General features: G+C 38.6%; 12 protein-coding genes and 1 pseudogene. 12 read left to right on the forward strand and 1 reads right to left on the reverse strand.

The features are described 5' to 3' along the window. Positions 1 to 122 precede the first annotated feature (122 nt). From MZO41_RS15965 to nrdF, 10 genes and pseudogenes are all read left to right on the forward strand, one after another. Positions 123 to 824: a response regulator transcription factor gene (locus MZO41_RS15965; RefSeq protein ID WP_013356294.1), complete on the forward strand. Its 702-nt coding sequence runs from the start codon at positions 123 to 125 to the stop codon at positions 822 to 824. 165 nt (positions 825 to 989) lie between these two features. Beyond that, positions 990 to 3,026, forward strand: coding sequence for a KUP/HAK/KT family potassium transporter (locus MZO41_RS15970; protein WP_013356293.1), 2,037 nt, complete (start codon positions 990 to 992; stop codon positions 3,024 to 3,026). Positions 3,027 to 3,409: 383 nt separating this feature from the next. After that, the gene (locus MZO41_RS15975) at positions 3,410 to 3,847 is read left to right on the forward strand and encodes a MarR family winged helix-turn-helix transcriptional regulator (RefSeq protein WP_046811159.1); all 438 of its coding nucleotides are present in this window, start codon (positions 3,410 to 3,412) and stop codon (positions 3,845 to 3,847) included. A gap of 377 nt (positions 3,848 to 4,224) precedes the next feature. Then, a complete protein-coding gene (locus MZO41_RS15980) occupies positions 4,225 to 4,779 on the forward strand; it encodes a recombinase family protein (RefSeq protein ID WP_020923829.1) in 555 nt (184 codons plus the stop codon). Between the two features lie 578 nt (positions 4,780 to 5,357). Then, positions 5,358 to 5,981 (forward strand): annotated as a pseudogene (locus tag MZO41_RS15985) (HD domain-containing protein). A gap of 125 nt (positions 5,982 to 6,106) precedes the next feature. After that, positions 6,107 to 6,196, forward strand: coding sequence for a putative holin-like toxin (locus tag MZO41_RS15990; RefSeq protein ID WP_220096012.1), 90 nt, complete (start codon positions 6,107 to 6,109; stop codon positions 6,194 to 6,196). Between the two features lie 545 nt (positions 6,197 to 6,741). Then, on the forward strand, positions 6,742 to 7,200 hold the full coding sequence (gene nrdI, locus MZO41_RS15995) for a class Ib ribonucleoside-diphosphate reductase assembly flavoprotein NrdI (RefSeq protein ID WP_071665479.1): 459 nt from the start codon (positions 6,742 to 6,744) through the stop codon (positions 7,198 to 7,200). Positions 7,201 to 7,227: 27 nt separating this feature from the next. After that, positions 7,228 to 9,375, forward strand: a complete 2,148-nt coding sequence (gene nrdE, locus MZO41_RS16000; protein ID WP_029508458.1) for a class 1b ribonucleoside-diphosphate reductase subunit alpha — start codon at positions 7,228 to 7,230, stop codon at positions 9,373 to 9,375. A 106-nt stretch (positions 9,376 to 9,481) separates the two neighbouring features. Beyond that, positions 9,482 to 10,408 (forward strand): ribonucleotide-diphosphate reductase subunit beta, encoded by a 927-nt coding sequence (locus MZO41_RS16005; RefSeq protein ID WP_010623241.1) that lies wholly within the window; start codon positions 9,482 to 9,484, stop codon positions 10,406 to 10,408. 14 nt (positions 10,409 to 10,422) lie between these two features. After that, positions 10,423 to 11,373, forward strand: coding sequence for a class 1b ribonucleoside-diphosphate reductase subunit beta (gene nrdF / locus MZO41_RS16010; protein WP_046811155.1), 951 nt, complete (start codon positions 10,423 to 10,425; stop codon positions 11,371 to 11,373). A 127-nt stretch (positions 11,374 to 11,500) separates the two neighbouring features. On the opposite strand, the gene MZO41_RS16015 is transcribed toward nrdF, so the two are convergent. Continuing rightward, a complete protein-coding gene (locus MZO41_RS16015) occupies positions 11,501 to 12,313 on the reverse strand; it encodes an IS3 family transposase (protein WP_112260612.1) in 813 nt (270 codons plus the stop codon). A 113-nt stretch (positions 12,314 to 12,426) separates the two neighbouring features. Here MZO41_RS16015 and MZO41_RS16020 point away from each other — a divergent pair, with 113 nt between their 5' ends. After that, a complete protein-coding gene (locus MZO41_RS16020) occupies positions 12,427 to 13,059 on the forward strand; it encodes a recombinase family protein (protein ID WP_046783566.1) in 633 nt (210 codons plus the stop codon). Between the two features lie 86 nt (positions 13,060 to 13,145). Next, complete coding sequence (locus tag MZO41_RS16025) at positions 13,146 to 14,048, forward strand: YitT family protein (protein WP_013356283.1); 903 nt, start codon at positions 13,146 to 13,148, stop codon at positions 14,046 to 14,048. Positions 14,049 to 14,206: the final 158 nt, after the last annotated feature.

The following is a 14,206-nucleotide window of genomic DNA, read 5'->3' on the forward strand; positions in this document are numbered from 1 at the left end:
GGGAATGCCTCCTGTGATGTTTTCTGTGGTTACTAAATATCATAAGGGAAGGCATTCCCTATTTCTATACAATTCAGAAATCTTTTATGCATTTACACAAGATATTTTACGCTCTCAAAAAAATGAAAAATAGAATTTTGATTGTCGAAGATGATCCAGAAGTAGCTCGATTAATACAAATGACATTAAGATCCGCAGATTATAAGTATGGCATAGCTAGAAATGGCAATAAAACGCTCCAATTTATTCCAATTTTTCAACCAGATGTACTTTTACTTGATCTAATGTTACCCGATATGGATGGGATGGACATTATTAAGCAAATACGAGCTGCCAACAATAATATACCTATTATTGTTATTTCAGCACGTGATGAGGACGCCGACAAAGTGCAGGCTCTAGATTTGGGTGCTGATGATTATTTAACAAAACCCTTTTCTATTGATGAATTACTGGCTAGAATTCGTGTTTCCTTGAGAAGGACTAACATAATATATAACAACGGAAAAACCAATATTAATAATTATTGTAATGGAGAATTGACTATCAACTTTGATTCACAAACGGTCAAAGTAAACCAAAATGAAATCCATTTAACACCAATCGAATATAAGGTTTTGATTATTCTTGCTGAAAACACTTCCCGCGTGTTGACACACCGCTATCTGTTGAAAGAGGTCTGGGGGACAGAATCGGTTGAAGATACATCTTCTCTTCGAGTGACCATTGCAACTTTGCGAAAAAAGATTGAAGTTAATACTCAGAATCAGTATATTAAAACACACATTGGAGTCGGTTATCAGATGGTTCAACTAGATAGTTAAGAATAGAAGACCCATAATTTATGGTTTCAATCAGTATATCGTAAATTATGAACTTCTTTAAAGTGATTTCATTATGATGTATATGGCATAGTTGCTTTTCTTAGTGTTTAGGCTTACTATTTTGCAGTGCTATATTTCAATAATTAGCGTTGGGGGCAAGCAAATATGAATAAGCAACTAGAACGTGTTTCTTTTGCGGGGGCACTTGTTACTTTAGGAATTGTGTACGGTGATATTGGCACTTCACCATTGTATGTTATGAATGCATTGATTGGTGACGCCGGTAAAATGGGAAATATTTCTCCAGAATACGTCATTGGGTCAGTTTCTTTGATATTTTGGACATTAATGATTATTACAACGTTGAAGTATGTTGTCATTGCAATGCAAGCCGACAACAAGCATGAAGGCGGTATTTTTGCTTTATATGCCTTAGTTCGAAAAAATGCAAAATGGTTAATTTGGCCAGCTTTGATTGGTGGGGCAGCTATTTTGGCCGATGGAACATTAACACCTGCAGTAACCGTGACCTCAGCCATTGAGGGATTAAAAAAACAACACCTTGGCCCTGTGGTGTTTAGTAATTCTCAACATAACGTCTTGATTATCACAACAGTTGTTCTACTCGTATTATTTATGATTCAACGTTTTGGAACAGGTGTGATTGGGAAATCCTTTGGACCAGTGATGATTTTATGGTTTGGCTTTTTGGCTGTCTTTGGAATCGTTAATCTAATCAATTATCCAATGATATTGAAGGCTATTTCTCCTTATTATGCAATTAGGATACTATTCAGTCCAGTTAACAAAGTGGGAATCTTTATACTTGGAAGTATCTTTTTGGCAACCACAGGAGCAGAGGCTTTATATTCCGATATGGGTCACGTTGGCAAGAAGAATATTTATGTAACCTGGCCACTAGTATATAGCACCCTATTTTTAAATTACTTAGGTCAGGGGGCTTGGATAATTAGACATGCAGGTGACACTGCTTACAGGAACTTATCGAACTTAAATCCCTTTTATGAAATGCTCCCCGGAACTTGGCGCCTAGTTGGCATTGTGCTAGCCACACTCGCTGCAATTATTGCCTCTCAAGCGTTGATTACGGGTTCTTACACTTTAGCCGATGAAGCAATTGGCTTAAAATTTTTACCTAGAATGGTTATTAGACATCCAAGTAATATAAAAAATCAAATTTATATTGCAACTGTTAACTGGATACTATGTATAATAACAATTAGTGCAGTCTGGTTCTTTGGTAGTTCACAAAAAATGGAGGCCGCGTATGGTTTAGCGATCACTATTACCATGCTTATGACTACTGTGCTTTTGCATGAATTCTTAAAGAAACACCTGGCTAAGGGAACAGCACTTATAATTGCCTTGTTTTTTGGTTTTATTGAGTTAATCTTTCTAATTTCAAGTTTGGTTAAGTTTATTCATGGCGGTTATGTTACGTTAACAATCATGTTGGGCATTCTTTATATTATGTGGCTTTGGTACTTTGGAAATAAACGAAGAGAACATTATGAGAAAGAAAGCGAGTATGTTTCACTTCTTGACTATCGTGATCAACTCTCTAAATTAAGCGCAGACAATACAGTACCTTTGTTCACGACTAACTTAGTGTATATGACTAAAATTAAGGGTGATTACCAAATTAAGCGTAGTACCATGTATTCTATTCTCGACAGACAACCTAAAAGAGCTAAAGTTTATTGGTTTGTTACAGTCAATGAAACCAATGCACCTTATGAAAGTAATTATACAGTTGATTTACTTGAGACGCATAATGTTGTTAACGTTCAATTGTACTTAGGGTTTAAGAAATCTCAATCCGTTAGTGTCTATTTACATCAAATTGTAAATCATCTAGTGGAACAAGGTATTTTAGAACCACAAATACCCACGTATTCAACAGAGCGACAACGGAAAGTCGGCGACTTTAAGTTTGTTATTATAAAGGAACAACCAGCAGATTTAATTGCCAATGATCAGTTAAGCTCGTTAGATAGAAGATTGATTGGCGGGCGCATCTATTTGCAGAAAATTACGGCCTCACCTATTTCATGGTATGGTTTGGAGTTTAGCAATGTCATAGAAGAAAGTTCTCCGTTATTTATTACTCAATATCAGGATCAATACTTAATCCAAAAGAAAATTTATCATCGAGGTAGCTTAAGTAAGACTGAAAAATGAGTATGCAGTAGTTTAAGTGCAACAACTAAGTTAGAAAAATTATATTTAGTTTTAGGTAGATTGTAAAATTAACCTTCAATGCATATTAATAATATTTCTAACGTTCATAATGAGTTTGAATCAATTTATTATAATAAGAATTATAAATAGTTTATCGACAGATTTTAGAGTTTCTATTAACCCGAGCCAATCAACGATGCTGCTAAGCCGGTTCAGGCTGGTCAAACAGAGGCTACTAATTTTGTAGATCAATGGTTGCCTCGAACTGATGAAACTGACCAACGACATATGACACTGAGGGGCTTATTACTATTAGCCATGAGTAGTTTGTTATAACTCTTCGGAATGACTAAGCGGCAGTACAAAGAATAGGATGATATTATATGGTAAATCATCAGCAAATTAAGAACCAGTTTGAGAGCTTAACAACCCTGCAAGCTATTCAGAAACAGGCATACCAGATGTTAGTGCAAGGACTGGCCAAAACTGAATTTTCAATGCGTGAGTGGAGAATATTAGTCTATCTTGAACAACATGGGCAAGCTACTGCTAGTGAATTAGCTGATGCATTCATGGTTACGCGCACACTAATTTCCAGGAATACTTGGCGATTGATTCAAGATAATTTAATTCAATCACAAGTGAATCCAAATGATCGACGAATTGTTCGGCTAACTTTGACTGTTAATGGCCAAGAAAGAGTCCAAAAGGTTTTTCGGCAAGTGCAAGCGAACTTAAAAACTTTCGACCAGAGTCACAATCTGGAGAAGTTGGCTAAACAAGTGGAAACTTTGTCACAACAACTGGCTAAGATAAATTAAAAGTTTTTCAAAGTAAGTAAAGATGCCTTAATGTAAATAAAGATCGGTCCGTTAAAACCCTTGGGTTTGAGCAGGCCGGTCTTTTATTGAAGTGAAGAAAATTTAAACATTAAGATTATTTTAGTCTCGTGACAATAATCATTTTGTATACCTAAGTAATTAATCGAGCATTGCAAGTGGCAAAGTTTCTCACCATTAAAAAAGCTTAGATATATTTAGATACAAATTTTTTGACGTTTTGAATATGTGATAATTAAAGTGTTTAAATGGAACGAAACAGGTCACAACTTAACAGTTGTGGCCTCTTTTTTGATGCTGTATAATTAAAGGGTTAGAACCATGTCATTACTTAATGACATAAATAAGGAGATAAAAAGATGAAATATGGCTATGCGCGGGTCAGTACCACTGATCAAAAATTAGCAAATCAAATTGAGTTACTAAAATTGGCAGGAGCAGAAAAAATCTTTCAAGAAAAGTTTACCGGCACAACTACCGAACGACCGGAGTTTCAAAAACTGTTGCGCGTTCTAAAAACAGGCGATACTTTGATTGTCACTAAGTTGGATCGGTTTGCACGGAACACGCGCGAGGCGTTAGCCATTATCCAAGAGTTGTTTAAAGAAAATGTCAAAGTTAATATTTTGAACATGGGCTTAATTGATAATACGCCGACTGGCCAATTAGTCTTTACAATATTTAGCGCCTTTGCGCAGTTTGAACGCGATATGATTGTCACGCGCACACAAGAAGGTAAATTGTATGCCAAGCAACATGATCCGTTGTTTCGGGAAGGGCGACCGAAAACGTATTCTGATGAACAGATCAGATTTGCTTATGAGTTGCGAAAACAAGGCATGACTTATAAGATGATTGAACGAAAGACGGGGATTAGTAAACGCACGCAACAGCGACGGTTTAAGTCGATTTAAAAATAGGTGTTTTAAGAATTGAATGTTTAATTAATCACGTACGACGGGGATTGCCGCTTTATTAAACAGTTGTGAGAGAAATTTATTTAGGGATTTTAAGCACTATTTATACCTGTTGTGCTATTGAGGTTAGTTGTGATAAGGATTAATTTGTACTACAAAGGGCCTACTCAATTGTTAGTTGAGCAGGCCTTTTGTGGGTATTTTGATTAGAGCTATTAACCCTATGCTAATTATAAGGCTTAGCTTTCAAATGGAACATACTATTATCCAAATTATGATTTGTTAAGGTGGTGTTGTCATAGTTACTGAATTGAATCAATTGGGCAGAAACAAGAAAAATTTAACTAAGACCATGGACACCATTTAAAATTAAGGGAACGTCATCCTAAATCTATTGCCAATGGCGGGAATTGTTGATTTTTATTTATGCCAACTCGCGACCACATCTTATCATTGGATGGTATGAATGATGTTGACAGAAAAACTAGCATTAGAGGCCTCCTTATTATATATAGTAAAGGATACTAAACGAAATAGATTAAATATAGTATATAAAATCATTTTCTAAAGAAAATATGGCCTTTGATCCAACTGGGCATGATTTTCTTCATGCCCAAAGAGTGTCTAAGCTAGCTCAAAAAAAATATATAGAAGATTTTAAAAAAAATGAAACTGATATTGGTCTGTATGTTGTGAAAGCAGCTAGCTATTTGCATGACACCATAGACTAAAAAGTCACTGCAGATAAAAAGAATAGACTGAGAGGAGTACGAATTATACTTAGCCATGAGAATATTACAACTCCGGCTAGAGAAGACATTTTAGATATTATCCAACATATGTCATATGCTGACAACATTGAACACCATTATCAGCTTTCTAACGAAGGTAAATGTGTTCAGGACGCTGATAGACTTGATGCACTAGGTGCAATCGGCATAGCACGTGCATTTGCTTACGGCGGGCACGCTGGACAGGAAATATATGATTCCAAAATATCAGTGAAGAAAATCAAAACACACGATGATTATCGCCATCACAAAAGTACAACCATCAATCACTTTTATGAAAAGCTGCTGAAATTAGCAAGTTCAATGAATACCAGAACGGGAAAGCAAGAAGCCAGTCGTCGAACAAAGTATATGCATGATTTCTTATCTGAATTCCAAATGGAAACAGGTGTAAAAGATGAAACATAATGAGCATCTATTAGATAAATCGTATTTCGAAAAAGTCGCTGCACTTTTTAATAAATGACAGTCTGATCCCCTGCTAGTTGAGGCCATGTGAACATGGAATAATCTTCAGGAAGGTTTAACAGCCAATGAGCGCCTTCCAGACACGCTCGTTGATATTGCTGTTTGGCCCGTTTTTAATCGCACTCCTCAGCTATATCGACAAGCACCACAAATAAAAACCCGCCCTGCGTAACTTTGGTCGGTTACAAGGCGACAATGTATTTTGTAATCTAGACCACCGCCTTTAAAGCGGCTTGTCTGAGAAGCTCCGTTCACGCAGGGCTTCTTTTTCTTCCCCGCATTATAGCATGCCTTTAATTATCCTTCGACTATTTTAAATTAACTTTCTAATAGTTCTAGGGGACGCACGTTTTTTTGTACTAAAACAAAGGTAAAAACTAGTAGACATAATCAAAATATTTTTTGATCATGAACCGTACAGTGTGCTCTTCTCAATTGATAACAAGGCCTTTGGTGCAAACTGTGAGCTAGGTCCTGGGAGCTTGCTTCCATTCATTAAAAGTCCCGTTTATCGTCTCTTAGTGCAACTTAAAATACCAACGGTGGGCCCATTTTAGCCACCTCGCATGAATCTTTATATTCAACACAATTTTTAGATCAATCAGATCGTCCACCAATTTGCATAGACACCACATATAGTGCTATGATGATTGCCTAACCACTATATATAGAAAAAGGACGATGATTAGTTACGGAAACCATAAATATTCTCTACATCAGTTTGAGTGGCAACACGAAATATTTTATTAGCAGACTGACAACATACTTTGAGAAAGAACGTCATGTTCGGGTTAGTTCAATTAATGTTAAAGAACACCCTGAATTCACCACTCTTGACCAGCCGTTTGTTACCTTCCTACCAGCCTTTCTTAAAGGTGGTAATGGGGTTAATAACGGTTATACTGAAATATTAACCACTATTTTGGGAGATTACCTCGCGTACGAAGGCAATTACCAGCATTGCTACGGTATTATCGGTAGCGGTAATCGTAATTTTAATAAGCAGTTTGCACTCACGGCTAAACAATATGCTAAACGCTTCGATTTTCCTTACATTACCGATTTTGAGCTACGTGGCACCGCACACGACATTCCTCGCATTGCCGATGCCATCTTAACCTATCGCAATCAATTTTGTTTTCAAACAACGAAGGAGTAATCCCTAATGGTAACTAGCACCCCAGAAATGGAAAATACCTATTTTTACTTAAATAACCTCGTAAATATCCCAAGCAACGGAGAAATTCCGCTACATTATGATCAAGAAGCCCTAAAGGCTTATTTCGAAGAGACAGTTAAACCGAAGACCAAGCAATTTGATTCGTTAAATGCCAAGTTAAATTACTTGGTTGACGAAGATTATATCGATCCAAGTATCCTGGAACAATACTCTCACAAGTTTGTGCAGTCCTTGTTCGACCAAATGAGAGACCATCACTTTCGTTTTCGCAGCTTTCTCGGTGCCTACAAGTTCTACACACAATATGCCATGAAAACTAATGATGGCCAGCAATTTTTGGAAGACTTTGTCGATCGCGTCGTCTTCAATGCCCTCTATCTCGCTAATGGTGATGAACAACTTGCCAATGACGTTGCCGATGAATTGATTTCACAACGTTATCAGCCTGCCACCCCCACGTTTCTCAACGCGGGTAAAAAACGGCGCGGTGAAATGGTATCATGTTTTTTAATCGATGTGGCCGACTCCATGCTCTCAATTGGACGCGGCGTTAATTCTGCCCTTCAACTATCTCGAATCGGTGGGGGCGTCGGCGTTAACCTGTCAAACTTGCGCGCCTCAGGTGATCCTATTAAGCAGATTTCCAACGCCTCGTCTGGCGTTGTACCAGTGATGAAGTTACTTGAAGACTCATTTAGCTACAGTAACCAACTTGGGCAACGGAACGGCGCCGGAGTGGTTTATCTCAACGTCTTCCATCCTGACATCTTACATTTTCTGGATACCAAAAAAGAAAATGCGGACGAAAAAATTCGGGTGAAGACCTTGTCCCTCGGTTTGATTGTTCCTGATAAATATTATGAATTACTCAAGACTAACGAACCAATGTATCTTTTTAGCCCCTATGATGTCGAACGTGAATATCGTACGCCATTTGCTTACATCGATATCACCAAAGAATATAACAACATGGTCGCTAACCCCAATATTAAGAAGTCAGTTTTTAACGCGCGGAAACTAGAACAAAAGATTTCTCAACTCCAACAAGAATCTGGTTATCCTTACATCTTGAACATTGATACGGCCAACCAAACTAACCCTGTCGATGGCAAAATTATTATGAGTAACCTTTGTAGTGAGATCTTACAGCCTCAAGAACCGTCAAAACTTGATGATGACCTATCGTACAAGACAATTGGCACCGATATTTCATGTAATCTCGGATCAACTAATATCATGAATATGATTGACTCGCCGGACTTCGGTCACTCAGTTGAGGTTGCTGTTCGTGCGCTCACCCTCGTAACTGACACAACCGACGTTAAGGAAGTACCGACTGTTAAACATGGTAACGAACTTTACCACACGATTGGATTAGGGGCTATGGGTCTGCATACTGCCCTTGCACGCCACCAAATTGAGTATGGCTCACCAGAGGCCCTTGAATTTACTGATGCCTACTTCCTAGCTTTAAACTACTATTCACTCGTTACGAGCAATCGAATTGCCCGTGAACGCCACGAAACCTTCGCTAAATTTGACCAATCAAAGTACGCTGATGGCAGTTACTTCGATCAATACTTGAACGCAGACTTTAAATTTAAGAGTACCAAAGTTGCAAAAATCTTCAAAAATATTAAATTACCATCTGTTACAGATTGGAAGGCACTCAAGCAAGCTGTGATTACTGGCGGCCTTTATCATCGTAATAGACTCGCTGTGGCACCGAACGGGTCAATTTCGTACGTCAATGAAACAAGTGCATCACTTCATCCAATCACACAATTAGTAGAACAACGTCAGGAAAATAAGGTAGGCTCAATCTTCTATCCAGCACCTTACCTGTCTAACGAAACTTTGCCTTACTACACACCCGCATATGATATTGATCAACGAAAAATTATTGACACCTATGCCGTAGCTCAAAAGCACATTGATCAAGGCATGAGTCTGACACTATTTATGCGTTCAGTTTTGAAACCTGACCTTTACGAGTGGAAGGACAATAACAATTTAAAGATGACAACCCGAGACCTTAACCGGTTACGGAATTACGCCTGGACAAAAGGCATTAAGTCACTTTATTACATTCGAACGTTTACAGAAGACGATGAAATTAAAACGGCAAATGAATGTGAATCATGCATGATCTAGGAAATTCACTTGGGGTCTTATCGTCCGTTTAACACACCGGCATACGTTATTGGGTCACAAGACCCATATACCCATGAATCCTAATTAAGGAGACGAACAAATAACGATGGACTACTTATACTACAAAGCAATTAACTGGGATGATATTAAAGATAATTTCGATAAATACATGTGGGAACGACTCACCACTAACTTTTGGTTGGACATTCGGATTCCCATCACGAATGATCAGACGGCTTGGCAACAGCTATCAGATACTCAACAACAGGCCATTACTCGTATGTTGGCAGGTACATCAATGTTAGCCGTCTACCAATCAGAAGTTGGCACCCCTGCTATTCGCCACGATCGGCGAACTCAACAAGAAGAATCCGTATTAAACACCATTACCTTTATGAAATCAGTCCATGCCAAAAGCTGTACGACCATTTTCCGGGCTCTGATTCCGGGTAACGGCGGTGAAAGTTTTACTTGGGCAGATGATAATGCCAATCTGCAAGCTGAAATTGACCAACTAGCCCAAATGAGCACTAGCGATATGGCCTTACAGAAAAAAGCCCTTTTTATTCTGACTGAAACTGGGCTCTCGTTTGGTAAATACTGGACAATACTTCAAACACAGGCTCTCGTCAATACTTACCAAATGTTGGCTAATATTCTCCGCGGTAGCGCTCTTTTTAGTGCTTATATTGGTTACAAATTTCGCCTCAGATTTGAAGAACTCACTGTAAGTGATCAAACCGAACTGCAGTATTGGATTAATACACAGTTTGATCAACTCATGCAAACTGAAAAAGACTTCTTAGAAGCTAACCTTGACGATGCCACCGAAGCCATCAATCTGGCCTCCTATGGTGCCAATCATGCATTAATGTCACTTGGCTTTAACGCTGTCTACGAAGTTCAACCGTCTTCACTAGTGGCGCAACTCAAAGAACTGATGATTGATCAAAATCAATTTTTGCAACAGGTAACGGCTGCAAACAATGAATCGGACACTGAAAAAATGACCGATGACGACTACGACTTTTAAGGAGTATTCAACTAATGAGCTATAAAACAATTAATTGGGACATCATCGAAGACGAACTTGACGAATATGTATGGGATAAAGCAACGGCACAATACTGGCTGGATACGCGAGTACCTGTTTCTAATGATTTACGGGACTGGCGGACACTCTCTGGCACCGAAAAATCGGTTATCAATCGGGTTGTGGGTGGATTAGCCTTGCTGGACACACTCCAATCTGAAGAAGGAGTCGACGTGATGCGGCCCGACGTTCGGACACGAAAAGAAGCAGCAGTCCTCAATGACTTTTTGATGATGGAGTCAATTCATGCCAAAAGCTACGGCACTATTTTGACATCTTTGAACGATCAAGCCACTGTTGACGAAGTATTCAAATGGATGAACAATAATCCCAGAATGCAATACAAAGCCAAACGGATCAATGATATTTATCAAACGGGAAACAACCTTGAAAAGAAAGTTGCAAGCGTCTTTCTTGAAGGAATTTTGTACTACACCAACTTTTTTACCCCACTTTGGTACCGTGGTAACAATAAGCTGGCAAATCTTTCTGAAGTCGTCAAACTGGTGATCCGCGATGAATCTGTTCATGGTACTTACCTCGGCTACAAATTTCAATTGGGATATAACGAGCTATCGGCGACTGAACAAAAAACATTCAAAAAGTGGATGGATGAGTTGCTCGACGATCTCCTTGAGAACGAGTTTGCGTTCACCGAAGAAGTTTACGCGCCGATTGGGTTAGCGGAAGATGTTAAACAATTCGTTCACTACAACGCCAACAAGGCGCTCCAAAATATGGGCTTTGAATCCCGCTTCCCCAATGCTGAGATTAAAGATATCAACCCAATCGTAATGAACGGAATTTCAACCGAAACGGCCAATCATGATTTCTTCTCACAAGTTGGTGCTGGCTATCTAATGGGTAATGCTGAAGCTATGAGTAGCGGCGACTATGACTTCTAACATAGGCTTCTAGGCATAATTAAAATTTAAAAAAGGCTAATATCTACAGGAAATATTAAAGTAAAGCCCCTGAGTTGTACTAGTCCCTGTCAAGTTGTCATTTGAAATAATATAAGTTTTGCTTTGCTTAAACGGCCTCATTCCAGTATTCAGCTGGGGTGAGGTCGTTTCTTGCTGGTGAACAATCTAGTTGATTAAAATAGTTGATGCCTTCTTCGACCAAGGCCACTAATTCTTTATAGGTAACTGGTTTAGCGTGTCGATCAATCCAGCGCAATTTGAACTCGTTCCACCAACGTTCCATTGGTGCGTTATCATACGGCATTCCTGGTCGTGACATACTACGGGTGACTTCATGTTGCGCCAAAAAGTTATTGAATGTTCCTGATGTGCATGCCGAACCTCGGTCAGTATGCACTACAGGGTGGACGTCACCCGCAAAATTAAAGGCCCGTTGAAAAACCTGAACTTTTGCCTTCGAAGTTTCAGTTTCACTTAATTTATGGGCAATTAGATGGCGACCGTAAAGATCCAGCGCGCCGCTCAAACGCACTTTATACTGACCGTTAACACCATAGGTCAATTCCGTTGAATCAGCTAACCAAACCCGGTTTGGTTGGTTAACGCTAAAACGCTGATTTAAAACATTATCTTGTAAGTATTGCTCCTGTTGTTTGATTCGTGAATGCTTTTTCTGACGAACCTGGCAACGAATGCCTAGCTTGCTCATAATCCGCTTAACTTGCTTTAACGTCACCTGTTCGGTGACGGCCGGGTCTTTTCTGAGATTAGATAATATTTTGGTACTACCAATACCTTGATGATGCTGGTTATACCAATATTGAACCCGTCCAGTTAAGAAGTTATCTCGAATCCCCCAATCCGTTACGTTACGATGTACCCTAATGTCTCCTTCCTGAGCTGTGGTATAATAGATCAAACGTGTGAGACATTAGAGTGTGACACAGTAACTTTTAAATCTTAATCAGATCAACTAGTTGAGTAGTTGCCCAGAAACTGACGTCAGAATTAATATGATAAGAAGGCAAATATATGAAAATTGGTTATGCTAGGGTGTCGTCTGAAAATCAGAATTTAGCTCGGCAGATTGAAGCTCTAAAAAAGTCTGGTGTAGAGAAAATATTTCAGGAAAAAGTTTCCGGAAAATCAGTTCAAAATCGCCCTGAATTGCAAAAAATGTTAGAGTTCATTCGTGAAAAAGATATTGTCACTGTTTTGGATTTAGATCGACTTGGTAGAAATGCTCAGGACATTACTGACACCATTAACTTGATTCAACAAAAGGAAGCCACACTAGATGTTTTAAGTTTACCGAGTTTCACTGATATACAAGATGTTAACTTACGTGGTTTATTAACCAATTTGGTTTTTGAAATATACAAATATACAGCTGAAGAAGAGCGCAACAAAATTCATGCTAGGCAGAATCAGGGAATCCAATTAGCTAAGGAGCGCGGGGAGTATAAAGGAAGAAGGCGGCAATATAGTCCACATGGATCAAAACGCTACCTATATAAAAGGGTAGTTCAAATGCTCAGGGATGGAACGAATATTGCACAAATTGCAAGGAGTACTGGCGTACAACGACGACAAATTTATCGTATTAAAGAATATGCTTTAAAAATTGGAGACTTAGGCACTCCCAAAAGGGAAGTGAATAGCTAGGGACTACAGGACAAGTTAGTGTTTTTTAGGGACCATCGGTCAAATAATAAAGCACTTACATTGATAAAACATTTTGGAGATGAACTATGTTTTTTAAAGATTGGACAAAATACAATAGTTTCGAATTAATTATGATTACGTTGGGATGTAGCATTTATGCGTTCAGTCTAGATTTAGTCTCTATTCCAAGTGGCTTGGCAGACGGCGGTCTGAGCGGAATAACTCTGATTATTCGTCATTTCTTTCATATTAACTTGGGAATTAGTACTTTATTTCTGAATATTCCATTGATACTAATTGGGTTGCGCTACTTAGGCAAGCGCATGATGGCTTACACTATTTATGGCACCATTTGTTTATCACTATTTCTAATAATATGGTCACAGCAGCCTCTGATCCAACCACTACCATTGAGAAATGATTTATTATTGTCATCACTGGTTGCAGGGGTATTATCAGGGTTGGGAATTGGTCTGGTTTTTCGTTATAACGGAACTACTGGTGGTAGTGATATTATTGCTCGGGTTGGCCAGAGAAGTTTTGGATTTTCTTCGGGAAAAGGAATTTTGATTATTGACTACGTAGTATTAGGGCTATCACTATCATACTTAGATCTGTATCACATCGCGTACTCGCTAATTGTTAGTTTCGTATTATCTAAAGTAATTGATATGGTCCAAGAAGGGCCCAATCGTGCTAAGGTATTATTCATTGTATCAGATAAAAGCCAAAAGATTTCCCAATTAATTGATGTTTCTTTAAATAGAGGATTGACATATTTGCAAGCTGAAGGTGGTTATCAGCATGATCAAAAGCAAGTGATTTATTTGGTGGTTCAACCGCGGGAAATTCCACAATTGAAGCAATTAATTAAAGCGATTGATGAACGGGCATTTGTGACGGTACTGGATGCCCATGAAGTGATTGGAGAGGGCTTTAGTTATCAACGCAAAAGATACCATGTTAATTGGCAGCACAGTAAAGAATAAAAATTAATAGACGTTTTAATATGAAAAAACGGCTATAATCTACTAGGGACTGTCTGAAAACTAAAAATTCAGGTATAATCTGAGGAAAAACGAATCGAGGCATTCCGATGACAACACCTAAACGATACGAACTGGAAGATGCTCAGTGGGACCGAATC

The sequence above is a fragment of the Lactiplantibacillus sp. C232 genome, assembly GCF_023806725.1.
GTDB classification, from domain to species: domain Bacteria; phylum Bacillota; class Bacilli; order Lactobacillales; family Lactobacillaceae; genus Lactiplantibacillus; species Lactiplantibacillus plantarum.

Excerpts from the sequence above, each read along its gene's own strand:
- MZO41_RS15965 (WP_013356294.1), top strand. The coding sequence starts at position 123 with ATGAAAAATAGAATTTTGATTGTCGAAGATGATCCAGAAGTAGCTCGA.
- MZO41_RS15970 (WP_013356293.1), top strand. The coding sequence starts at position 990 with ATGAATAAGCAACTAGAACGTGTTTCTTTTGCGGGGGCACTTGTTACT.
- MZO41_RS15975 (WP_046811159.1), top strand. The coding sequence starts at position 3,410 with ATGGTAAATCATCAGCAAATTAAGAACCAGTTTGAGAGCTTAACAACC.
- MZO41_RS15980 (WP_020923829.1), top strand. The coding sequence starts at position 4,225 with ATGAAATATGGCTATGCGCGGGTCAGTACCACTGATCAAAAATTAGCA.
- MZO41_RS15990 (WP_220096012.1), top strand. The coding sequence starts at position 6,107 with ATGAGCGCCTTCCAGACACGCTCGTTGATATTGCTGTTTGGCCCGTTT.
- nrdE (WP_029508458.1), top strand. The coding sequence starts at position 7,228 with ATGGAAAATACCTATTTTTACTTAAATAACCTCGTAAATATCCCAAGC.
- MZO41_RS16005 (WP_010623241.1), top strand. The coding sequence starts at position 9,482 with ATGGACTACTTATACTACAAAGCAATTAACTGGGATGATATTAAAGAT.
- nrdF (WP_046811155.1), top strand. The coding sequence starts at position 10,423 with ATGAGCTATAAAACAATTAATTGGGACATCATCGAAGACGAACTTGAC.
- MZO41_RS16020 (WP_046783566.1), top strand. The coding sequence starts at position 12,427 with ATGAAAATTGGTTATGCTAGGGTGTCGTCTGAAAATCAGAATTTAGCT.
- MZO41_RS16025 (WP_013356283.1), top strand. The coding sequence starts at position 13,146 with ATGTTTTTTAAAGATTGGACAAAATACAATAGTTTCGAATTAATTATG.